The 22,368-nt window shown below is 68.0% G+C and carries 22 protein-coding genes; 9 read left to right on the top strand and 13 right to left on the bottom strand.

What is annotated here, in order from left to right; genetic code table 11:
• Positions 1-29 precede the first annotated feature (29 nt).
• The gene (locus tag ACLJRL_RS13175) at positions 30-623 is read right to left on the bottom strand and encodes a TetR/AcrR family transcriptional regulator (protein WP_410656418.1); all 594 of its coding nucleotides are present in this window, start codon (positions 621-623) and stop codon (positions 30-32) included.
• Positions 624-707: 84 nt separating this feature from the next.
• On the opposite strand from ACLJRL_RS13175, the gene ACLJRL_RS13170 reads away from it, so the two are divergent.
• Genes ACLJRL_RS13170 through ACLJRL_RS13160 form a run of 3 tightly spaced genes read left to right on the top strand, consistent with a single transcriptional unit; the run spans position 708 to position 3,114 of the window.
• Positions 708-1,109 (top strand): MerR family transcriptional regulator, encoded by a 402-nt coding sequence (locus ACLJRL_RS13170; protein WP_410656417.1) that lies wholly within the window; start codon positions 708-710, stop codon positions 1,107-1,109.
• Entirely contained in the window at positions 1,106-2,089 is a 984-nt protein-coding gene (locus tag ACLJRL_RS13165) for an aldo/keto reductase (protein WP_410656416.1), read from the top strand. The genes ACLJRL_RS13170 and ACLJRL_RS13165 overlap by 4 nt, the downstream gene beginning before the upstream one ends.
• A 23-nt stretch (positions 2,090-2,112) precedes the next feature.
• Positions 2,113-3,114: an aldo/keto reductase gene (locus ACLJRL_RS13160; protein WP_410656415.1), complete on the top strand. Its 1,002-nt coding sequence runs from the start codon at positions 2,113-2,115 to the stop codon at positions 3,112-3,114.
• Positions 3,115-3,219: 105 nt separating this feature from the next.
• Here the strand turns inward: ACLJRL_RS13160 and hisS are convergent, their stop codons facing one another.
• The 8 genes from hisS to ACLJRL_RS13120 all read right to left on the bottom strand — a co-directional run bounded on the left by hisS (position 3,220) and on the right by ACLJRL_RS13120 (position 10,719).
• A complete protein-coding gene (gene hisS, locus ACLJRL_RS13155) occupies positions 3,220-4,506 on the bottom strand; it encodes a histidine--tRNA ligase (protein WP_410656414.1) in 1,287 nt (428 codons plus the stop codon).
• A gap of 36 nt (positions 4,507-4,542) precedes the next feature.
• A complete protein-coding gene (locus ACLJRL_RS13150) occupies positions 4,543-4,932 on the bottom strand; it encodes a hypothetical protein (RefSeq protein WP_410656413.1) in 390 nt (129 codons plus the stop codon).
• An 86-nt stretch (positions 4,933-5,018) separates the two neighbouring features.
• On the bottom strand, positions 5,019-6,203 hold the full coding sequence (locus tag ACLJRL_RS13145; protein WP_410656412.1) for an amidohydrolase family protein: 1,185 nt from the start codon (positions 6,201-6,203) through the stop codon (positions 5,019-5,021).
• Positions 6,200-7,333: an MAB_1171c family putative transporter gene (locus ACLJRL_RS13140; RefSeq protein WP_410656913.1), complete on the bottom strand. Its 1,134-nt coding sequence runs from the start codon at positions 7,331-7,333 to the stop codon at positions 6,200-6,202. Before ACLJRL_RS13140 ends, ACLJRL_RS13145 begins: the two co-directional genes overlap by 4 nt.
• A complete protein-coding gene (locus tag ACLJRL_RS13135; RefSeq protein ID WP_410656411.1) occupies positions 7,330-7,851 on the bottom strand; it encodes a hypothetical protein in 522 nt (173 codons plus the stop codon). Before ACLJRL_RS13135 ends, ACLJRL_RS13140 begins: the two co-directional genes overlap by 4 nt.
• A complete protein-coding gene (locus tag ACLJRL_RS13130; RefSeq protein WP_410656410.1) occupies positions 7,848-8,240 on the bottom strand; it encodes an XRE family transcriptional regulator in 393 nt (130 codons plus the stop codon). The genes ACLJRL_RS13135 and ACLJRL_RS13130 overlap by 4 nt, the downstream gene beginning before the upstream one ends.
• A 369-nt stretch (positions 8,241-8,609) precedes the next feature.
• Positions 8,610-9,062 (bottom strand): flavodoxin family protein, encoded by a 453-nt coding sequence (locus ACLJRL_RS13125; protein ID WP_410656409.1) that lies wholly within the window; start codon positions 9,060-9,062, stop codon positions 8,610-8,612.
• Positions 9,063-9,072: 10 nt separating this feature from the next.
• Complete coding sequence (locus tag ACLJRL_RS13120; RefSeq protein ID WP_410656408.1) at positions 9,073-10,719, bottom strand: phospho-sugar mutase; 1,647 nt, start codon at positions 10,717-10,719, stop codon at positions 9,073-9,075.
• A 29-nt stretch (positions 10,720-10,748) separates the two neighbouring features.
• Here ACLJRL_RS13120 and ACLJRL_RS13115 point away from each other — a divergent pair, with 29 nt between their 5' ends.
• Entirely contained in the window at positions 10,749-11,903 is a 1,155-nt protein-coding gene (locus tag ACLJRL_RS13115; protein ID WP_410656407.1) for a glycosyltransferase, read from the top strand.
• An 80-nt stretch (positions 11,904-11,983) separates the two neighbouring features.
• On the opposite strand, the gene ACLJRL_RS13110 is transcribed toward ACLJRL_RS13115, so the two are convergent.
• From ACLJRL_RS13110 to ACLJRL_RS13100, 3 genes are read right to left on the bottom strand one after another with little or no spacing between them, the layout of a single operon-like run.
• Entirely contained in the window at positions 11,984-12,769 is a 786-nt protein-coding gene (locus ACLJRL_RS13110; RefSeq protein ID WP_410656406.1) for a purine-nucleoside phosphorylase, read from the bottom strand.
• A complete protein-coding gene (locus ACLJRL_RS13105) occupies positions 12,766-13,194 on the bottom strand; it encodes an ABA4-like family protein (RefSeq protein ID WP_410656405.1) in 429 nt (142 codons plus the stop codon). Before ACLJRL_RS13105 ends, ACLJRL_RS13110 begins: the two co-directional genes overlap by 4 nt.
• Positions 13,194-14,168, bottom strand: a complete 975-nt coding sequence (locus ACLJRL_RS13100) for a hypothetical protein (protein WP_410656404.1) — start codon at positions 14,166-14,168, stop codon at positions 13,194-13,196. The genes ACLJRL_RS13105 and ACLJRL_RS13100 overlap by 1 nt, the downstream gene beginning before the upstream one ends.
• Before the next feature lie 120 nt (positions 14,169-14,288).
• Here ACLJRL_RS13100 and ACLJRL_RS13095 point away from each other — a divergent pair, with 120 nt between their 5' ends.
• Complete coding sequence (locus ACLJRL_RS13095) at positions 14,289-14,930, top strand: MerR family transcriptional regulator (protein ID WP_410656912.1); 642 nt, start codon at positions 14,289-14,291, stop codon at positions 14,928-14,930.
• Here ACLJRL_RS13095 and ACLJRL_RS13090 read toward each other — a convergent pair.
• Positions 14,910-16,682 (bottom strand): protein kinase domain-containing protein, encoded by a 1,773-nt coding sequence (locus ACLJRL_RS13090; RefSeq protein ID WP_410656403.1) that lies wholly within the window; start codon positions 16,680-16,682, stop codon positions 14,910-14,912. The two genes, ACLJRL_RS13095 and ACLJRL_RS13090, sit on opposite strands and share 21 nt — an antisense overlap.
• 128 nt (positions 16,683-16,810) lie before the next feature.
• Here ACLJRL_RS13090 and ACLJRL_RS13085 point away from each other — a divergent pair, with 128 nt between their 5' ends.
• The 4 genes from ACLJRL_RS13085 (at position 16,811) to ACLJRL_RS13070 (ending at position 22,320) form a co-directional block, all read left to right on the top strand.
• Positions 16,811-18,736: a methylmalonyl-CoA mutase family protein gene (locus tag ACLJRL_RS13085; protein WP_410656402.1), complete on the top strand. Its 1,926-nt coding sequence runs from the start codon at positions 16,811-16,813 to the stop codon at positions 18,734-18,736.
• Positions 18,736-20,913: a methylmalonyl-CoA mutase gene (gene scpA / locus ACLJRL_RS13080; RefSeq protein ID WP_410656401.1), complete on the top strand. Its 2,178-nt coding sequence runs from the start codon at positions 18,736-18,738 to the stop codon at positions 20,911-20,913. Before ACLJRL_RS13085 ends, scpA begins: the two co-directional genes overlap by 1 nt.
• Positions 20,914-20,916: 3 nt before the next feature.
• Entirely contained in the window at positions 20,917-21,915 is a 999-nt protein-coding gene (gene meaB / locus ACLJRL_RS13075) for a methylmalonyl Co-A mutase-associated GTPase MeaB (RefSeq protein WP_410656400.1), read from the top strand.
• Between the two features lie 72 nt (positions 21,916-21,987).
• The gene (locus ACLJRL_RS13070; protein ID WP_410656399.1) at positions 21,988-22,320 is read left to right on the top strand and encodes a hypothetical protein; all 333 of its coding nucleotides are present in this window, start codon (positions 21,988-21,990) and stop codon (positions 22,318-22,320) included.
• The last annotated feature ends 48 nt before the right edge of the window (positions 22,321-22,368 follow it).

The raw sequence follows: 22,368 nt of genomic DNA, 5'->3' as shown, positions 1-22,368 counted from the left end.
CAGGTGGAGCGCGGGGAGCGAAGCGGGGGTTAGCGGCGCAGCCAGCCGGAGGCGTTCGCCCGAAGCGCCATTTCGTAGGCGGTGCTCACGGTGTGCGCGTCCGGCAGGTTCCCGTTCAGTTCCAGCGACACGAGGCCGTGCACGATGCCCCAGCAGCTCACGACGATGACTTCGGGCGGGACGTCGGCGAAGACGCCGTCGGTGACAGCCTTGCGGATCGTCTCCTCCAGGGGCGCCATCGTGGCGCGAGCCTGCTCGGATGTCTCCTCGGCCGGCTCGAAACCCGGCACCGACTTCGTGAACATGATCGCGTACAGATGCGGGTCGGCCAGCGCGCTCGCCCGATACGCGACGCCGAGCCGCACCAGGTCCTCGATCGGGTCGCCGGTGCGCGAGACACCGGACATCCGGACGCCGAAACGCCGGAATCCCTCGGAGAAGAGTGCGCTGACGAGGTCCGTCTTCCCGCCGAAGAGTGAATAGACCGCGGTGGTGGACGTGCCGACGTCCGCGGCCAGTTTGCGGAGGCTGAGTGCCTTCGGGCCGTCGGCAGAGATGAGCTCACCGGCGCGGTCCAGCAGTTTCAGCCGGAGGTTCTCGTCGTGCGTCCTGGGGCGGGGCATGATCCGAGCGTATCGCAACGCTGTTATCAATCGCGAGAATTCGGAGTTGACCTGGAGCGCACTCCAGGTCGTACTGTCGTTGACATGAGCTACTCGATAGCGGAAGCCGCGCGACGTAGCGGGTTGTCCATCGACACTCTCCGGTACTACGAGCGCATCAAACTCGTCGAACCCCCGGCCAGGGACGCCGCGGGGCGCCGTGCCTACACCGACGACGACCTCGGGTGGCTGGGGTTCCTGACCAAGCTGCGCCTGACCGGCATGCCCATCAAGCGCATGCGGGAGTACGCGGCCCTGCGTCACCACGGTGCGGCGAGTGCGGGGCGCCGGAAGGCGATTCTCGTCGACCAGCGCACGTCGGTCGCGGATCGGATCGCCGAGCTGCGGACGTGTCTCGAGATCCTCGACTACAAGATCGACCACTACGACCAGGTGGAACGCAAGGTGCTCGGCACCGGAGCCACCATGGAGGGAATTTCAGCGTGATCAGCACCAGGAGGCTCGGCGGTCTGGAAGTCGGGGCGCAGGGGCTCGGCTGCATGGGTATGAGCCAGGCCTACGGCGTCCGCGACAACGACGCGGAGTCGATCGCCACCATCCACCGTGCCCTCGAACTGGGCGTGACCCTGCTCGACACGTCCAACGTGTACGCCGACGGCGAGAACGAAGAATTCGTCGGCCAGGCGATCGCGGGCAAGCGGGACCAGGTCGTGCTGGCGACCAAATTCGGCATCGTCTGGACCGAAGACGGCGGGATGGCCGCTCGGGGGGACGCGGCCTACGTCAAGAAGTGCTGCGAAGACTCCTTGCGACGGCTGAACGTCGACCACATCGACCTCTTCTACCAGCACCGCGTCGATCCGGACACGCCGGTCGAAGAGACCTGGGGCGCGCTCTCGGAGCTGGTGGACGAGGGGAAGATCCGGTTCGCCGGGATCTCCGAGGCCGGTGCCGAGACGATCCGCCGCGCGCACGCCGTCCACCCGGTGGCGGCTCTGCAGAGCGAATGGTCCTTGTGGACTCGCGGCATCGAAGGCGAGATCCTCTCGACCGTCCGTGAGCTGGGGATCGGCATCGTGCCGTTCTCGCCCCTCGGCCGCGGTTTCCTCACCGGCAGCGTGACGTCGGTGAAGGACCTGCCGGCGGACGACATGCGCCACGGGCTGCCGAGGTTCGCCGAGGGCAACTTCGAGCGGAACCTGGCCATCGTCGAGGCGCTGCGCGCTTTGGCGGCGGAAAGGGGTGTGACGGCGGGGCAGCTGGCACTCGCGTGGGTTCAGTCGCAGGGTGACGACGTCGTGCCGATTCCGGGCACCAAGCGGCGTAAGTACCTTGAGGAGAATGCCGCCGCGGCCGAGCTGGAACTGTCCGAAGTGGACATCGAGGCCATCGAAAAGGCCGCGCCCGCCGAGGCGATCGCCGGGGAACGTTACCCGGAGCGGCTCGCCCGCGCGGCCGGCAAGTGATCCTGAGAAGTGCGAGAGAGAACATGACGGGTTCGACGCTGCCCCTTCGGAGGCTCGGCACGCTGGAAGTCGGCGCGCAGGGGCTCGGCTGCATGGGTATGAGCGAGTTCTACGGCCAAGGTGACGACACCGAATCGATCGCGACGATCCATCGCGCGATCGAGCTGGGCGTGACCTTGATCGACACGGCGGACATGTACGGCTTCGGCCGCAACGAGGAACTGGTCGGCCGAGCGCTGGCGGGCAAACGCGATCAGGTCGTGCTGGCGACCAAGTTCGGCATCGTGCGTGACGAGGCCGATCCCGGGAAACGCGGGATCCGGGGTGACGAGTTCTATGTGCGGCAACAGGTCGAAGCCTCGCTGCGCAGGCTGAACGTCGATCACATCGACCTGTACTACCAGCACCGGGTCGACACGAGCGTGCCGATCGAGGAGACCGCCGGCGCGCTGTCCTCACTGGTGGAGCAAGGGAAGATCCGGCACATCGGGCTTTCTGAGGCAGGCCCGGACACGATCCGGCGGGCGCACGCGGTGCATCCGGTGACGGCGGTGCAGACCGAATGGTCGCTGTGGTCGCGGGACATCGAGGACGAGGTCGTTCCGGTCTGCCGTGAGCTCGGTATCGGGCTGGTGCCGTATTCGCCGCTGGGGCGCGGTTTCCTCACCGGCCGCTACAAGTCCAAAGAGGACTTCGCGGAAGGGGACTTCCGGCAGACGACCCAGCCGAGGTTCGCCGAGGGCAACCTGGAGCGGAACCTGGCTATCGTCGAGGCGCTGCGTGCGTTGGCCGAGCCGAAGGGTGTGACCGCGGGCCAGCTGGCGTTGGCGTGGGTACAGGCCCGAGGCGAGGACGTCGTACCGATTCCGGGCACGAAGCGTCTCAAGTACCTCGAAGAGAACGTCGCGGCAGTCGGTCTGGAGCTGACCGCCGAGGACCTGGCCGCGATCGAGGCGGCGGTGCCTGCCGACGCTGTCGCCGGCGAGCGTTACCCCGAAGCGGCCATGCGCCTGCTGTCACGCTGACCGTAACTCGCGTGCTCAGGAACGTCACACGCGTGTTTGGAGCCGGATCACGATGATCCGGCTCCAAGCACGTGAGTCACGTCTTCAAACACGCGAGTTACGTTGTCAGAGCAGGGAAGTGACGGTCGAGACCACGGCGTCGACGGCCACGGTCTGCTGCTCGCGGGTCGCGAGGCTGCGGACCGTCACGTTCCCGGCGTCCCAGTCTTCCTGGCCGACGATCACCACTGCCCGCGCACCGGCCTTGTCGGCTCGGGTGAGTTCCTTGCCCAGCTTGCGGAGATCGATGGGCGTGGACGTGCGCAGACCGGCCTTCCTCAGCCGTCCCGCGACGTCGCGCGCGGCGTCGGTGAGTTCTTCGACGACCGGGATCACCACGACATCGGCCTCGCTGCGCTGCTTCGGCGTGAGGTCGTGGGTGTCGAGGAAGTCGATCAGCGTGACGTCGCCCATGCCGAAGCCGATCCCCGGGATCTGCTGCGACGTGAACAGGGACGCGAGGTCGCTGTACCGGCCGCCGCCGAAGAGGGCGCGGCGGTTTTCCGGGGAGGTGTCGAAGACCTCGAACACGGTCGACGTGTAGTACGCGAGCCCGCGCACGATCATGGGATCGAACGTGACCAGGTCCGCGGCGCCGCTCGACAGCACCTTCACCAGGTTCGAGTTCTCCTTGACCTGCTCGGGAAGCTCGTCGAGCAGAGCCGTGCCGGAAGTCAGGATCTCGGTCAGCTTCTCGAACTGCTTGTCGGTCAGGCCGATCTCGGCGGCGGTGTCGCTCAGCTTCGTGCGATCCGACTTCTCCCAGCGGTCCACCAGGGTGAACACCTGCGGCAGCTGCTCGGGCGTCACCCCGACGATGTCGGTGAGCGCCGAAGAGAGCAGGTTCCGGTCGTTGGCGCGCACCTGGAACATGTCCGGGGTCGCTCCGAGCGCGCCCATCATGTCGTGGACGAGCTCGAAGATCTCGATCTCGCAGTTCGCGCTGTCCGAACCGAAGATATCCGCGTTGATCTGCCAGTGCTCGCGAACGCGGCCACGCTGCGGCCGCTCGTAGCGGTGGCAGTTCGGGTGGCTGTACCAGCGCACCGGGAACTGCAGCGACTTCGCGTTGCCCGCGATCATCCTGGCGACCGACGGCGTCATCTCCGGGCGCAGCGCCAGCCGCTCGCCGCCCTTGGTGGTCAGCGTGTAGAGCTGCTGGTCCGCGATCTCCTGGCCGGACTTCCGCTCGTAGATCTCGGCGGGTTCGAGGATCGGCCCGTCGTAGCGGAGGAAGCCGCGCAGTTCGAGGACGTCGTAGAGATGGCCGAACACCTGCGTCCGGACGGACATCTCGGCGGGCAGGAAGTCGCGGGTCCCCTTGACGGGGGCTGTCGGCAGGTATTCAGGCACGTCAACCAGCTTAACGAGCCGTCGCCGGCGCTTTTGCTAGGGGAAGGCCACGCCGTACGCGGTGGTCAGTATCGCCGCCCCGAGCAGTACGGCGCCGGTGCTGGTGACCCGGCCGCCGAGCTTGCCCTTACCCGGTGCCAGGTGCAGGAAAAAGCCGCCGGACTGGGCGAGAACGCCGAAGAGCAGCAGGGAACAGGTGATCCACAGTGCGACGTCCGAGAGGCCGGTCTGCGTGAGGATCTGCAGCGCGACCAGTGCCAGGATCAGCAGGACACCCGCGTGGGCATGGCCGGCACGGAACATCGCTCGTTGGTGTTCGGTCAGTTTCCGGTCGCGCATGACGCCCATCAGGGCATACCCGCCGTACATCACGGTCGGCAGCGACACGAGCGCGATGACCGTGAACAGCCTGATCGGGCCTTCCATGGTTCTTCCCTTCGTGGTGGCGTGCGGCAACGATAACATCGTTTTAAAACGCTGTCACGGAACTTGCCGAGTACCGCTTGAAGGGGTCAGGCCCGGGAGCCGCGCGAAAGGACGAGGAGAACGTTTCGAAGTGCGGAGAGGTCGGCGAGCGGATCGCCGTCGACGACCAGGACGTCGGCGCTCAGCCCGGGGGCGAGCCGGCCGGTGACGTCGCCGAGGCCGAGCCCGGTGGCGCTGTCCTCGGTCGCGATCTCGAGGATCCGACGTCGGCCGAACCCGAGCCATTCGTAGAGTTCGAGGGCGCCGACGGGGTCGTCGAACACCGAACCGGGCAGTCCGGCGTCGGTCCCCGCCAGCAGGGGGACACCCAGCTCTTCCAGCCAGGAAAGCCTGCCGTAGACGGTCTTCGCGAGCTCCTCGCCCATGCGCTCGGCCATCATCCGCCAGTTGCGGCTGCTCGTCGAACACGCCGCGATGCCTTCGGCCGCCATCTTCTGGGCGACGGAGTCACGCCTGTCCTGCTGCTGAGGCCCGGTCATCCAGGTGCAGTGCTCGATCGTGCTGACCCGGGCCTCGACGGCCGCCTCGATCGCGTCGGCGCCGTGGGCGTGCGCGGCGACCGGGAGTCCGTGCCGCGCCGCGTGCTCGACGATCAGCCAGAGCGTCCGGACGTCGAACTGGGACTCCCACATGTCCGCGCCGCCCTCGGTGATCTGGCCGCCGCTGGCCATCACCTTGATCACGTCGGCCCCGGCGGCCGCGTTGGCGTCGATCACGGCCCGGATGGTGTGGTCATCGGCCGCCGCGCCACCGAAGAAGTGGCAGTGTCCATTCGGGACGGTCAGCGGCGAGCCCGCGGTCAGCAAACGCGGAGCGGCCACACCTTCGGCTTCGAGCTCTGCCCGGACCCGGGCGCCCAGGGCGTCGCGGTCGCCGAGATCCCGCACCGTCGTGACGCCGCTGCGCAGCAGGAGGTCCAGCCGCTCACGTGCGCCCGCGCGCAGCGTTTCGTCCGTGCTCGCCAGGAAGTTCGGGAGCATTTCGCGAGAGGCGTCGAAGGCCAGGTGCACGTGGGCGTTGAACATGCCGGGCATCAGTGTCGCGCCGGGGAAGTCGAGCGTTTCGGCGTCCGGCGACGCCTGGGCGGCGACTTCGGCGCGCGGGCCCGCCGCGACGATCCGGTCTCCGTCGACGAGAACGGCTCCGTCGTCGATGGGCGTACTCGGGCGCGGCAAGATCCGGCTCGCTGTCAGCAGAAGCTGCAAGGTCATGCCCCGTTCTGGGAAACCGCGGCCGAGAGCGCGAGCAACGGCCGCACGTCGGATTCGATGTCGGCGCCGCCGCCGGGGAGCACCAGTTTCGCCCGGCCGTCGTTCTCCTCGCCCGCGGCTTGTCTGGCGATCGCCGTCTTCAGTGCCTCCGCCGCTCCACGGGGATCATCGACGGCCAGCGCGGTGAGGTCGGTGTCGAGGTAGGGACTCAGCTGCACGAGCCCGTCCCGGATCTCGATCACGCGGCGGTAGTAGTGGCGGTGCACGGTGCGCGGGCGCCACTGGTCCCACCGGCCCCGCGGCGTGGACCGCAGCACGATGTTCGGGTACACGTCGGCCAGCACCGTCCACAAAGGAGTGAGCCGCTCGTGGTGACGCTGATGCTGACGCCGACGCTGCAACGCGGCGAAGCGCGCTCGCACGCCCGGGTAGGTGATCCCCGCGAGGAACAGCACGATTCCGAGGAGCACCAAGGGAATGGCGACAGAGAGCAGAACCGGCACCGACGGCCCGAACGCCCACGCGATGACGATGTAAAGCGCGCGGAAGACGCTGCCGACGGACAGGCAGAGCAACCCGGCCGCGCTGAGTTTCAGCCCGGTTCTGAGGTTGCGGTCCGCGGTGCGGATGTACCGGAAGATCCACCAGGTGCAGGCGATCAGGCAGTAGATCAGGTACAGCCCGGCCCCGAGGTAGAACAGCGCGACGCCCGGCTCGTGCACGAGCTTGGGGCTCAGTGCGGCGCCGCGTGCTTCCCTTGGTGTGACGGCCATCGCGATGAACATCAGCACGATCGCGGCGGCCAGCGGAAGCAGTTCGAAGAGGACTCGGCGAGGCCGGCGCGGGCCCAGTGCGGAACCCAGGAAGACGATCAGCAGCGCGCAGGCCCCGATGGCCAGCATGACGTTGTTGACCAGACGTCCGGCGCCCTTGCCCGTCAGCTCGTCGAGCCAGTCGGAGATCACCTTCTGCTGCGCCAGGAACGAGCCCGCGACGCAGGCGATCGTGACGGTGATCGCCCAGTTCGGCAGTACGCGCGGCGCCCGGGAGGTCTGGTAGATCCGCCAGGCGAGCGCCGTCGCGAACAGCACCATCGCCACGATGTTGATGGGGGAGAACAGCGAGTTCACAGCCACCCTTGGTGATCACCCAGCGCACCTTGGACGCGGCGGACGTCATCGTCGTCGGCGGGCCTGGGGATCGTGTAGTTCAAGACCGACGCCCATTCGAGAATGATCGTCGCCACCGTCTCGGCTTCCCATTCGTGGGCCTCATCGTAGGAGGTGCGACGTAAAGCGCGGTGTACGGCGTCGCCGTCGAGACCGGTCGCGGGCCCACTGAGGAAGTCGGCGGGTTCGGCGTCGCCGCCGGGGTGGTGATCGGCGAGCATATGGCCGAGTTCGTGCAGGATGATGTGGTCCTGGTGGGACTTCGTGGTCTCCTGCTGGAAGAAGATGTAGTCCGCCGAGCCGGTGGCGATCCAGCAGCCGAACGGACCCGGTACCTCCAACGGGTAAGGCATCAGCCGGATCGACCTGCCTCGCTGCTCGCCCAGCCGCTCGCAGAGCACGCCGACGTCCAACGGCGGCTCGATGTCGAGCTTGTTCAGCATCTTGCGGCAGCGCTTGCGAAGCTCGCGTTCCTTCATCGGCCTTCACCCGGCTGATCGCGCTCGGCCCGTTCATAGCGTTCGACGAGTTCCAGCAGGTCCATGACCTGGCGCCGGCCTTGCGGGGAGAGCTCCTGTGCGCGCATGGCCATGAGCTTCACCTCTCCGACGGGTTGCGGTTCCTGGCTCTCGAAGAAGTACGTGATCGGGACGCCGAACAACTTCGCCAGCACTTCGACGTAGTGGATTTTCGGGTTGATCCTCTTGCCGGTGGCGAGTTGCTGGAGGTACGCGGGCGACATCGGGGGGCCGCCGGCGCGATCGATCGCCGCTGACAGTTCGCGATAGCTGTGCGGGGCGCCTTCGTCCGCGCGTACCGAGTCGATCAGCGCGCTCAGCTTCTCGGCGAAGGTGTGGTGCGGCGACATGATCCCCCTTCGTTCTGTAGTCGCAGTGTAACGCGATTTGGCCTGTCCGCAGCTGTTGACAGCACATGTATGCAGTGGTTTACAGTTGTGGCGCGGTTTCGTACCGTGTTCGGAGCCTCTCTCTCCGGAATCCGTGCTCTGGGGGTGCACGGACAACGGAGTGAGAGGCCTTTTCCCAGGCGGGTGCACAAGATCGTGCTGGGTGTAGTACGCTTCGGTAGCCAAGGTTGATCGCCATCACGGCGAACCCTTGGTCTAGGCCTGTTGCCGGAGGTCGACCCCCAGGGCTTCCGGTGACAGGCCCCTTTAATTTCCGAATCTTTCTCACCGCCACTAGAGGACTAATTGCGCTAGCGGGCGGCGGCGTGGTCAGGGCATGAGGGTCGCCGCGAGGGTGCCGCCGAGTTCGAAACAGGCGTCCAAATCCTTTTTGCCCGGTTCTCCGGTGAGCAGTACCGGGTCGGCCGCGCGTTCCCAGCCGAGGCCCGTGGTGATCGTTTCGATTCCGCGTACGGTGCCCGCGGTATCGCTGTTGCCGTGCACGAAGAAACCGAACGGTCGTCCGCGCGTCGAATCCAGGCACGGGTAGTACACGGTGTCGAAGAAATGCTTCAGCGCCCCGGACATGTAGCCGAGGTTCGCCGGCGTGCCGAGCAGGTAGCCGTCCGCTTCGAGGACGTCGGGAACGGTCGCGCCCAGAGCCGGACGGCGCACGACGTCGACGCCCTCGATGTCCGGATGGTTCGCGCCGGAAAGCACGGCTTCGAACATCGCCTGCATCGAGGGCGACGGCGTGTGGTGAACGATCAGCAGCTTCGCCATGGGCCGATTGTCAGGTCAGACGGGACTCGATGTCGGATCGGAGCGCGGCCAGCCGTGCGTCCGCGGTGGCGCGAGCCTCGGCGAGATCGCCGGAGACCGGCTGTTTCACCTGCAGATACGCCTTCAGCTTCGGCTCGGTTCCGGACGGCCTGATCACCACCCGCAGCCCCTCGCCGGTCAGGCGGAGGACGTCGGCGTCGGGCAGGAGATCCTCCATCGTGACGTCGGTGCCGCCCACCGACGTCGGCGGTTCGGCGCGCAGGCCGGCCATCAGCTTCTCCCGCACCGAAAGGTCGGTGACCCGCAGCGAGACCTGATCCGTCACGTGTACCCCGTGCCGGACGGCCAGTTCGTCGAGGACGTCCAGCGGGCCGCGCCCGGCCGCGCGCAGCGACGCGGTGAGTCCCGCGGCGAGCACGGCGGCGGAGATGCCGTCCTTGTCGCGCACGAAACCGGGGTTCACGCAGAGGCCGAGCGCCTCCTCGTAGGCGAACACCAGCCCGTCGCCCGCGCGGACCAGCCATTTGAACCCGGTCAGCGTCTCGGCGTAGCGCGCTCCGAACTCCTTCGCGACTTCGCCCAGCATCGACGACGACACGATCGTCGTGGCCACGAGCGGGTCCGTCGCGACCGATTTGTCCACAGTGGACAGAACGTGCCAGCCGAGCAGGACGCCGGTCTCGTCGCCCCGCAGCATCCGCCACGAACCGTCCCGTTCGCGTACGCCCAGCGCGCACCGGTCCGCGTCGGGGTCGAGCGCGATCGCCAGCTCGGCGTCCACTTCGGACGCCAGCGCCAGCAGAAGATCCGTCGCGCCCGGCTCTTCCGGGTTCGGGAACGCGACGGTCGGGAAGCCGGGGTCCGGTTCGGCCTGTTCGGCCACCAGATGCACTTCCGGGAAACCGGCGCGTTCGAACGCGGTGCGCAGGGTTTCGGCGCCGACGCCGTGGAGTGCCGTCGCGGCGACCTTGACCGCGCGTTCCGGGCCGCGGGGCAGGAGCGCGACCTTGGCGAGGTAAGCGTCCCGGAGTTCTTCGCCCAGGACTTCGGCGCCCGGCTCGCGCGGCACGCTGACCGCGGCGGGCGTGGCTTCGATGGCGCGTTCGATCTGGCCGTCCGACGGCGGGACGATCTGGCCACCGGTGGCGTCGTAAAGCTTGTACCCGTTGTCGGCCGGGGGATTGTGCGAAGCGGTGATCTGAATACCCGCGACCGCGCCGAGTTCCAGCACCGCGAACGCGAGCACCGGGGTGGGCAGCGGCCTGGGCAGCACCTTCACCGCGAATCCGGCGGCCGTCAGCACTTCCGCGGCGGCCGCGGCGAAGGCTTCCGAACCGTGCCGCGCGTCGCGGCCGACCACCACGACCCCGCCCGAATGTCCTTGCCCGTCCAGCCATGCGGCGACGCCGGCCGTCGTCCGGGTCACGACCGCGACGTTCATCCCATTGGGTCCGGCGCGCACCGGGCCGCGCAGCCCGGCGGTGCCGAACTCGAGCGGTCCCGCCATCCGGTCCGCCAGTTCGTCGGCGGCACCGGCTTCGCCGCCCATCGCGCGGGCGAGGATGTTCTGCAGTTCGACGCGGGAATCGTCGTCCGGATCATCGGCGATCCAGCGGAACGCCTGATCCCTGAGAACGGGGGTCAAGGAAGTCGTCACCGAGTCAGCCTACGGGTACGTTGGAGAAGGTGCGATTGATCTTCACTTCTCTGGTCAGTCATGGTCATCTCTATCCCCTACTACCGCTCGCCGTCGCCGCGCGCGACGCCGGGCACGATGTCCTTTTCGCCACCGGTGATGATCTACGACCGGTCGTCGAAAAGGCCGGTTTGGCTACGGAAAGCGCCGGATTCGGGATGCGGGAGGCGTTCGCCTCGTTCTTCGGGCCCGACGCCCGGCCCCGTCCGAATGACGGCCCGCCCGAGTTGTTCTATCCCGTTATCGCGCAAGTGTTCGGAAATGTGCTGCCTCGGCGGTTCGTCGCCGACCTGACCCCGCTGTTCGAGCGGTATCGGCCGGATCTGGTCGTGTACGAAAGCGGCAACATGGGTGGCGCCATCGCCGCCCGCCTCGCCGGGATTCCCGCGATAGGACACGGTTTCGGCCGGGTTTCGCCGGGCGACGTCGTCGACGTCATCACCGGCCGCCTCGCGGAATACGCGCAAGAGGTCGGTTTCGACGGCGTGGAGCTGCCTTCCTTCGGTGACCCGGTCCTCGACATCTGCCCGGAAACGGTGCAGTCGCCCGATTTCCTGGCCGAAGCGAAACGGGTTCCGTTGCGTCCTGTCGGCTGGGCCGAACCGGGAGACCTCCCGGCCGGCGTGCTGGGGCGGGACAAGAGCCGTCCGCTGATCTACCTCACTCTCGGCACCGCCTTCGGTGACGAAGGTGTGCTGAAGCGGGCCATCGGCGGGCTGGCCCGGCTCGAAGCGGACGTCGTGGTCGCGGCGGGTCCCACGGTGGATCCGGCTCAGCTCGGCGATGTCCCGGCGAACGTCCGGGTCGAGGCGTGGGTGCCGCAGGCCGAACTGCTGCCGCATGTGGACCTCGTGGTCCACCACGGCGGGAGCGGGACGACACTCGGTGCCTTCGGTGAGGCGCTGCCGCAGCTGGTCCTTCCGCAGGGGGCGGACCAGTTCACGAACGCCGAAGCCGTCGTCGCGGCCGGAGTGGGCGGGCAGCTGATCGGCGACGGCATCACCGAAGACGCCATTTTCGAAGGGTCGCGAAAGTTGCTGGCCGACGACGCCGTCCGTGCCGCGGCGCGGGCACTCGCCGACGAGGTCGCGGCGATGCCGTCACCGGCGGAGGTCGCGAAGCGGCTTCCCGAGTTCGCCGGCTGACAGGTTTGCGCGTGAAGGCCCCCTTCCCTCGGCTCAGCCGAGGGAAGGGGGCCTTCACGCGCAAAGCGTCAGGGGAAGCGTCAGGCGCGGGTGACGAGTTCCTTCAGCAGGGTGCCCATGCGTGTCGCCGACTGACGGCCCGCTTCGAGGACCTCTTCGTGGTTCAGCGGTTCCCCGGTCATCCCGGCCGCCAGGTTGGTCACCAGCGAAAGCCCGAAGACCTCGACACCGGCGGCGCGGGCGGCGATCGCTTCCAGCACCGTCGACATGCCGACGAGGTCGGCGCCGAGCGTCCGCAGCATGTGGATCTCGGCCGGGGTCTCGAAATGCGGCCCGGTCAGGCCCGCGTAGACGCCCTCTTCCAGCGAGGGGTCGATCGACCGGGCGATGTCGCGCAGCCGCTTCGAGTAGAGATCCGTCAGGTCGACGAAGTTCGCGCCGACGATCGGTGACCGCGCCGTCAGGTTCAGGTGGTCGGAGATCAGCACCGGCTGCCCGACCTGGAAACCCTGGCGCAGGCCGCCCGCGGCGTTGGTCAGCACGACCGTCCTGGCTCCGGCGGCCGCGGCGGTGCGCACGTTGTGCACGACCGGGTCGATGCCCTTGCCCTCGTAGAAGTGCGTCCGGCCCAGCAGGATCAGCGCCCGCTTGTCGCCGACGCGGACCGACCGCGCGGTTCCCCCGTGCCCGACAGCGCCCGGTGCCACGAATCCGGGCAGTTCACCCAGCGGGATTTCCGCCTCGGGCTCCCCGATGACGTCCGCCGCCGGGCGCCAGCCCGAACCGAGCACGACGGCGATGTCGTGCTTCTCGACGCCGGTGCGTTCGGCGATGGCGGCGGCCGCCGCGACCTCGTTCTCACTCATGCCGACGAGCGTATCCGGACGGTTCGCGCGACCAGGAACGCCACCAGCCCGAAGGGGGACAGGAAGATCGTGAGCGCCAGGATCGGGCCGGTCACCAGCGGGTGGATGCGGTGTTCGCGGGATTCGAAGTACATCCACCGCGCGATGAAGAGGTCGAAGGCCACCAGATGCGCCCAGATCGCGGCCGCCCCGTACGGCGATCCGGTGAACGCGCTGAGCACGTCCAGGTCCGGTTGCCGCACGGCCGTCCACAGTTCGCCGAGATGCGGGATGGCCAAAGCGAAGTACGGGATCAAGGGCAGCAGCGGCACCCAAGGGGAGGACATGATCCGCCGGGTCCACGACCAGCCGGGGAGGAAGATCATCAGCAGCCAGAACGGCGCCGCGAGCGGAAAGGTCCAGGTGAACAGGGTCGACACACTCATCAGGCGGCCGTCTCCAACTCTCGGTCATGGGCAGGGCGTCGGTTGAGCGAGATCAGCGAACCGATCGCGACGGCGGCGAGGAGCAGCACGAAAGCCGTCAACGTGAGGCCATCGGGGTTCACGATCGACTGACCGCGGAGAGCCTGCCAGGTGAGCAGCGCGAGCAGGCCCGCGTACCCGGCGCCGGCGACCACCACCAGCCGCAGCCGGACGACGTCGTCGCGAAGCTTCGGGTAGCGCGCGGCCAGGACGATCAGGAGGAGCGCGAGCAGCGGAAGCGCCTGAAGGCCGTGCAGCCCGGCGAAATGCGGGATCCGCAGGTCGCCGCCGACCGTGCTCCAGCCGAGGATCGGCAGGCCGGGGCCACCGTCCGGGAGGCCGACGGTATGCGCGCCGATCGCCGCGGACTGCCCGGTCGCGTCGAGTGCGGCCTGCTGGTCCGGGGTGGGGCCGCTCATCAGGGTGGCCACCGAAATCCCGATCATGCCGAGTACCGCGCCGATCCGGGCCGCCCACGCCGTCGCGCGATCCGCGGTCTTGGTGAACATCACCGCGACCGTCAGTACGAAGTTGATCAGCCACAGCAGCGCGATCATCCCGCCCATGACCTGGAAGATCGTGTTGTCCAGCGGGGTCGCGTTGTTGAAGTGGCTCGCCCGGACGCGGACGGCCTGGAACACCATCAGCACGTACTCGGCCGAGAAGATCACGACGAGGCCGTTCGCCAGCCAGTTCGCGGTCCGCTTGAACTTCGGCAGGAGCGACACGAGCCAGCTCCAGGTGAAGAAGTACAGCGCCGCGGACACGGCGAATTTGAACGGTTTCGCCCAGAGCGCCGCGCCGTTCAGCGTCCGCTGGTCGATCAGCAGGGCCAGCACGCACAGCACGGTGATCACGGCGAAGGCTTGGGCCGAGCGATACGACGCCCGGTGCCAGGTGCGGGTTCTCTCGGTGAGATCGGTCAAGATGGTCATGGGTCCCCTCCCAGGATGGATAGTCAGGCTCTCCGTTATGGAAACCTAGACTATCTATCCTGAGAAGTCTTCAGGGATGACCCTGAACCGTCCCGGAGAGGGGAGTGTCAGCGCGTGCGGATGGCGGAACTGAGCGAAAAGGCCGGGGTCCCGGTCGCCACGATCAAGTACTACCTGCGTGAAGGGCTTCTCCCGCCAGGGGAGCGGACGAGCCCCAACCAGGCCAAGTACGACGACGGGCACGTTCAGCGGATCAAGCTCATCAGGGCGTTGATGGACGTCGGCGGTCTCTCGCTCGCGACGGTCGGCGAAGTGCTCGCCGCGGTCGACGCCGGTGAAGCCAGCCCGCACCACGTCCTCGGCATCGCCCAGCAGGGCATCACGACGTCGAAGCAGATCTCCGACGACGGCTCCAAGGAATGGGCGCTCGCCACGGTCCAGGAGCTCGCGGACCGCCGGGGCTGGCCGTGCAAGGACCCCGACGACCTGGTCGTCCAGGCCCTCGTCGGTGTCCTGTGCACCATCCGCGAGGTCGGGCACGGCTGGTATCTCGACAAACTCGACGCCTATGCCGACATCGCCGACCAGACCGCCGACCTGGACCTCGAAGGCATCGCCGGCGTCGAGTCGCTGGATCGGATCATCGAGATCGCCGTCGTCGAGACCGTACTCGGCGACAAGCTGCTTTCGGTGCTGCGGAGGCTGGCGCAGCAGCGGGCCTCGGAGGCGTATTTCGGGCAGCTAGCCGGCGACGGTGAGTGACTGCGCGACCGGCTCGAAAACGCCGGTCTTAGCCGTCGACTCCTGTTCGATCGGGGCGGTCACCGACACGATCCACAGGTCTTCGGCCGAGCCGAACAGGTCCAGGTACGTCGTCCGCGTGATGGTTTCGTTGGTGGCGTCGTTCACCGCGGGCACGGTGGAGCGCTCGGTCGTCCGATAGACGTACCGCATGCTCTCCTTTCCCCGTCCCGGCACGGTGCCGGGGGTGCCGATGAGATCGATGTCCGGATGCTGCGACTTCAGCCAGCTGAAGTAGGCCGTGACCTCTTTGTCGGCCATGAAGCCGGTCAGCCGCTCGATCCTGATGGCCTGGTAGCCGTCGGGCGCGACGTACTGGACCACCGTGCTCGGAACGCCCTGGGTGACGTGCGGGGCGACGAACTTCTGCCAGCCTTCCGGCACGCTGATGCTGAACCGGCCGCCCTTGACGCCGTTGACCGTGCTGGCGTCACCCTGTTGTGTGATCAGCTTCGGCGGCGGCTGAGGGCTGATCGAATCACCCTGCTCCATCCCGGCCGGCGGCTGGAGCTGTTGCCCGCCGACCGTCCTGGCCAGGACGAACCCGCCCGCGGCGGCCAGCAGGAAGACCACGATCGAGGCGATCGTCAGCACCGTCGTGATCGTGCCGGACCGGCCGGGCGGCCTCGGCGGCAGCGGCGAGACCGTCGGCATCGGCTCGGGCTGGGATTCCGGAGAGAGGCCGGGCGGGCGCAGGAACGGCAGGGGCCCGGGGTCGGCGGCGAGTTCGGAACCGGTGCCTTCCGACGGCTTCTCCGGCGTGACCGTCTTGATCACCTGGGTGTCGGTGGCGTCCAGGTGTGCGGTGGTCTTCTTGCCGTCCGGCGTGTGGAACAGCTCGGCCGGGAAGAGGTCGATCAGCGTCTTGGCCTGCAGCGGGTACAGCCGTCGCCGTACCTCGCGCAGCGTGATGCGCTTCGACGGTTCCTTCTTCATCAGCGCGCCGATGACGTCGGACAGCGGACCCGGTGCGGGTTTCGGCACCTTCCCGTTGACGACCTTGCCGACCGTTTCGAGCGGGTCGCCGTCGGCGTCGTACGGTGGCGAGCCCTCGCTGGCGGCGAACAAGGTGGCGCCGAGGCCCCACAGGTCGGCGGCGGGGGTGACCGCGCCACCGGACGCGACTTCGGGCGCGATGTAGGCGGGGGAGCCGAGCATCATCCCGGTGCGGGTCATGGTGGCTTCGGAGACGTTGCGCGCGATGCCGAAGTCGGTGAGCTTGATCCGGCCGTCGCCGGCGACCAGGACGTTCCCCGGTTTGACGTCACGGTGGGTGATCCCGGCGGCGTGGGCGGCTTCGAGCGCGGAGGCCACCGCGATCCCGACAGCCGCCGACTGCTCGACCGTCAGCGGCCCGTGGTCGCGCAGGATATGCGCGAGGCTGCGCGACGGCAGCAGCTCCATGACCACGAACGGCTCGTCGTTCTCCCGCGCGACGTCGTGCAGAGTGATCACGTTCGGGTGACTCAGAACCGCGATCGCCCGCGCTTCGCGCAAGGTCCGTTCGCGCAGTTCGTCGGCCTGCGAGACCGGGACCCCCGGCGGAAGCCGCACTTCCTTGACCGCGACAGGGCGGTGCAGGAACTCGTCGTAGGCCGACCAGACCGTCCCCATCGACCCTGATCCGATGACCGAACGCAACCGATATCGCCCGGCGACGACACGCGTCTCTTCGCCGGGGCTCTCGCTGGACTCGGTGGTGTCGGACGGCACGGGCCAATTGTGGCGTATGCCCCCGTGGCGGCCGTATGCACCGTGCCCCTGAGGAGTGAACGACCCGACCCCTTAGCGCGACTAGTGTCACAGGTAGGGGCTGTTAAGGGCCGTTAACATCGTGGGTTATGACGGAAGTGGCCGGAACGGAGTCAATGCCGATCTCCAAGCCCGAGGCACGTTTTCCCGGCGAGGGCTCATCGGCACAGCCAGACGAGCCCGAAGAGCTGGTCCTCGCGGCGGAATTCCCGGAAGCGAGCCAGGAACAGTGGCGGGAGCTCGTCGCCGGAGTGCTGCGCAAGAGCGGTGCCCTCGACGAGGGGTTCGACGGTCTCCCCGAGAGCAAGCTGGTCACCCGGACGTATGACGGACTGGAGATCCAGCCGCTCTACACCGCCGACGACACGATCGAGGGAATCGGATTTCCCGGTCTTCCCCCGTTCGTGAGAGGTGCTCGTCCCGAAGGCTCGGTGACCACGGGCTGGGATATCCGCGCCCGTTTCGCGCGTCGTGACGCGAAGGCCACGAACACCGCCGTGCTCGCCGACCTCGAAGGCGGCGTCAGCTCGATCTGGCTGCGCGTCGGGTCGGCCGGTGTCCCTCTCGACGAACTGGCCGACGCGCTGAACGAGGTCTACGTCGACCTCGCGCCGGTCACCCTCGACGCGGCAGAGGACTACGAAGCCGCGGCCGCCGCTTTGCTCGAACTCTTCGCCGAGCGGGAGATCCCGCCCAGCGCGGCCGTCGCGACCCTCGGCGCCGACCCGATCGGCTTGACCGCGCGCACCGGTTCGGCGCATCCGCTCGCCCCCGCCGCGGAACTGGCGGCGCGCATCGCCACCAGTCACCCGAAGGTGCGGACGATCGTGGCCGACGGCCTGCCGTTCCACGAAGCGGGCGGCTCCGACGCGCAGGAACTCGGCGCGACCATCGCGGCCGGCGTCGCCTACCTGCGGGCGCTCACCGAAGCGGGGCTGGACGTCGACACCGCGGCCGGGCAGCTCGAGTTCCGGCTCGCCGCCACGGCGGACCAGTTCCTCACCATCGCGAAGTTCCGGGCCGCGCGGCGTCTGTGGGCCCGGGTCACCGAGGTCTCGGGCGGCAAGGAAGGCAAGGGGTCGGGCATGCGGCAGCACGCCGTCACCTCGCCCGCGATGCTGACTCAGCGCGACCCGTGGGTGAACATGCTGCGGACCACCCTCGCCTGTTTCGGGGCCGGCGTCGGAGGCGCGGACGCGATCACCGTGCTCCCGTTCGACTCGGCGATCGGCCAGCCGGACGCGTTCTCCGCACGGATCGCGCGCAATACCCACGCCGTACTGCTGGAAGAGTCCAAACTCGCCGGTGTCATCGACCCCGCGGGCGGCTCCTGGTACGTCGAAAACCTCACCGACGAACTCGCCAAGGCCGCTTGGCGGGAGTTCACCGCCATCGAAGCGGCCGGCGGGATCGAGGCCGAGCTGGCCTCGGGTGCGCTCGCCGCACGCCTGGCGGAAACCTGGGAAAAGCGGTCGAAGCGGCTCGCGACCCGGCGCGACCCGATCACCGGAGTGAGCGAATTCCCCAACCTGACGGAAAAAGCGGTCGTTCGCGACCCTCTCGACGTCGTCGCGGAAGGTGGCCTGCCCCGGCATCGGTACGCCGAGGCATTCGAAGCGCTGCGGGACCGGTCGGACGCGCAGCCCACCCGTCCGCGCGTCTTCCTCGCCACGCTCGGCCCGGTCGCCGCGCACACCGCGCGGGCGAGTTTCGCGGCGAATCTCTTCCAGGCAGGCGGGATCGAAGCCATCAATCCCGGCGCTCCCGAAGGCCTCGACGAACTTGTCGCCGAATTCCGTGCCAGTGACACGAAGGTCGCGTGCCTCTGCGGAAGCAACACTTCCTACGCGGAAGAAGCCGCCGACATCGCGAAGGCGTTGAAGGAGGCAGGTGCCACATCGGTGCTGCTCGCCGGAAAACCCGGCGACCATCCCGGCGTCACCGGATACCTCTACGCGGGTTGTGACGCCCTCGAAGTCCTGACCGGCACGTTGAACGAGCTCGGAGTGCAGTGATGACCATCCCGAACTTCGCCGGTGTCGACCTCGGCACCCCCGACCCGGTCGGCCGTCCTCAATGGACCGAAGCACTGCACGCCGCCACCGGCAAGGGGCCCGACGCGCTCGCATGGGAGACGCCGGAGGGTATCGGCGTCAAGCCGGTCTACACCGCCGCTGATCTGTCCGGAGTGGATTTCCTCGGCACGTACCCCGGCATCGCGCCGTACCTGCGCGGCCCGTACCCGACGATGTACGTCAACCAGCCGTGGACCATCCGCCAGTACGCGGGTTTCTCCACCGCCGAGGAATCGAACGCCTTCTACCGCCGTAACCTCGCGGCCGGCCAGAAAGGCCTTTCGGTCGCCTTCGACCTCGCCACGCACCGCGGCTACGACTCCGACCACCCGCGTGTCGCCGGTGACGTCGGGATGGCAGGCGTCGCCATCGACTCGATCTACGACATGCGCCAGCTCTTCGACGGCATCCCGCTCGACAAGATGAGCGTTTCGATGACGATGAACGGCGCCGTCCTGCCGGTGCTCGCGCTCTACGTCGTCGCGGCCGAGGAACAGGGCGTCACGCCGGACAAACTGGCCGGGACCATCCAGAACGACATCCTCAAAGAGTTCATGGTCCGCAACACCTACATCTACCCGCCGCAGCCGTCGATGCGGATCATTTCGGACATCTTCTCGTTCACCTCGCAGAACATGCCGAAGTACAACTCGATCTCCATTTCCGGCTATCACATGCAGGAAGCCGGGGCCACCGCCGACCTGGAGCTCGCGTACACACTCGCGGACGGAGTCGAGTACATCCGTTCCGGTGTCGAGGCGGGGCTGGACGTCGACAAGTTCGCGCCGCGCCTGTCGTTCTTCTGGGCGATCGGCATGAACTTCTTCATGGAGGTGGCGAAACTCCGCGCCGCTCGGCTGCTGTGGGCGAAGCTGGTCAAGGGCTTCGACCCCAAGTCGTCGAAGTCCCTGTCCCTGCGGACGCACTCGCAGACCTCCGGCTGGTCGCTGACCGCGCAGGACGTCTACAACAACGTCGTCCGCACCTGCGTCGAGGCGATGGCGGCGACGCAGGGGCACACGCAGTCGTTGCACACCAACGCCCTCGACGAGGCGCTCGCGTTGCCGACGGACTTCTCCGCCCGCATCGCGCGGAACACTCAGCTCCTGCTCCAGCAGGAGTCCGGGACCACGCGGGTCATCGACCCGTGGGGCGGCAGCGCGTTCGTGGAAAAGCTGACCTACGACCTCGCCCGCAAGGCGTGGGGCCACATCACCGAGGTCGAGCAGGCCGGTGGCATGGCGAAGGCGATCGACGCGGGAATCCCGAAGTTGCGCATCGAGGAGGCCGCCGCACGGACGCAGGCGCGGATCGATTCGGGTCGCCAGCCGGTGATCGGCATCAACAAGTACAAGGTCGCCGGCGAAGACGCGGCCGAGCAGATCGAAGTGCTCAAAATCGACAACAAGGGCGTTCGGGCGCAGCAGCTGGAAAAGCTGCGGCGGTTGCGTGAAGAGCGGGACGAAGAGGGCACCCAGGATGCGCTGCGGCGGCTCACGGCCGGCGCCCGGTCCGACGGGAACCTGCTCGCGCTGGCCATCGACGCCGCCAGGGCGAAGGCCACGGTCGGGGAGATTTCCGACGCGCTGGAGAAGATCTGGGGGCGCCACTCCGGTCAGATTCGTACCATCTCCGGTGTGTACCGCGAGGAGGTCGGCAACGCCGAGAACGTCGAGCAGGCGCGCGAACTGGTCGAAAAGTTCGCCGAAGAGGAAGGCCGCCGTCCCCGGATCCTGGTCGCGAAGATGGGCCAGGACGGCCACGACCGCGGTCAGAAGGTGATCGCGACCGGGTTCGCCGACATCGGTTTCGACGTCGACGTCGGCCCGCTGTTCTCCACTCCCGGCGAGGTCGCGCGGCAGGCGATCGAGGCCGACGTGCACGTGATCGGCGTTTCGTCGCTGGCGGCCGGGCACCTTTCGCTGGTCCCCGCGCTGCGTGCCGAACTCGCCGAACAAGGGCGCGAGGACATCATCGTCGTGGTCGGCGGCGTGATCCCGCCGCAGGACTACGAGGAACTGCGTGCGGCGGGCGCGGCGGCGATCTTCGGTCCCGGCACGGTGATCGCCGACGCGGCGATCGACCTGATCGGGCAGCTGACCGCACAGGAGTCCTGAACTTTGCCGCGCAAGATCGACGTCGGGCTGCTGGCCAAGGGGGTACTCGCGGGCGACCGCGGGGTGCTCTCGCGGGCGATCACGCTGGTCGAATCCCAGCGGGAGGACCACCGGGCGCAGGCCCAGGAACTGCTGGTCGAGCTGCTCCCGCACGCGGGCGGCGCGCAGCGGGTCGGGATCACCGGCGTCCCCGGTGTCGGCAAGTCGACATTCATCGACCAGCTCGGCACGGATCTGACGGAGGCCGGTCATCGCGTGGCCGTCCTCGCCGTCGACCCGTCGTCGACCAAGACCGGCGGTTCGATCCTGGGCGACAAGACCCGGATGGCGCGGCTCGCGGTGGACCCGAAAGCGTTCATTCGCCCTTCGCCGACTTCAGGGACTCTCGGCGGTGTCGCGCGCGCGACCCGCGAGACGATCGTGCTGATGGAAGCGGCCGGCCACGACATCGTGCTGGTCGAGACCGTCGGGGTCGGGCAGTCCGAGGTGACCGTGGCGAACATGGTCGACTGCTTCCTGTTCCTGACGCTGGCCCGGACCGGCGATCAGCTGCAGGGGATCAAAAAGGGCGTCCTCGAACTGGCCGACGTCATCGCGGTCAACAAGGCCGACGGCGACCACGAACGGGACGCGAAACGCGCCGCTCGTGAACTGGCCGGGGCACTCCGGATGATCTACGGGCGCGACGCCGAGTGGACCCCGCCGGTGCTGACCTGCAGTGCGCTCACCGATGTCGGGCTCGACAAGGTGTGGGCGGAGATCTGCCGTCACCGTGACGTTTTGACGTCGTCGGGGGAGTGGGAAGGGCGTCGCCGGCGCCAGCAGGTGGAGTGGACCTGGGCGATGGTCCGGGAACAGCTGCTCGGCCGTCTCGCGTCGCATCCGGAAGTGCGAGCGGTCGTTCCGGACGTCGAACGGGCGGTCCGGGACGGTGAACTGACCCCGACGCTGGCCGCTCAGCGGATCCTGGAGGCGTTTTCCGGTCCTCCGCGTGGCGGCTGACGCCTGAACCCGGCAGAGTGCAGAATCGGATCCGCACTCTGTGGACGAACGGAGTGCCGATGAAAGGGAGTCATGCCTACAAGGTCTCGTCTCGGGCAGCTGGCCGGGCTTCTGATCGCCGGGCTGGTCGTCGGGATAACCGTTTGGGCTCCGGTCGCGCAGGCTTCGCCGGCCGCGCGGTTTTCGGAGATCCAGTCCACTTCGCCGATGATCATGCAGGCAGCGGCGGTGCACGAGGCGCCGTCGCAGGTTCCGCCGGGACCCGTGCTCGACCCCGCCGACACCGACAAGGCCAACAGTGAGGAGACCAAGAACAAGATCATCGCCGGCATCATCGCCGCGATCCTCCTGGGTCTGGTGATCCTCGGCCGTCGCTCCCGTTCCAAGGCGAAAAAGAAGAAGTAACCGCTACTCGTAAGTAGAAGGACTCTCCGCTTAGCCCCGACCGAACTC

The sequence above is a fragment of the Amycolatopsis sp. lyj-112 genome (genome assembly GCF_046549055.1).
GTDB lineage: Bacteria > Actinomycetota > Actinomycetes > Mycobacteriales > Pseudonocardiaceae > Amycolatopsis.
Note: the sequence above shows the minus strand (reverse complement) of the source record. Positions and strands in the feature narration are given on the sequence as shown.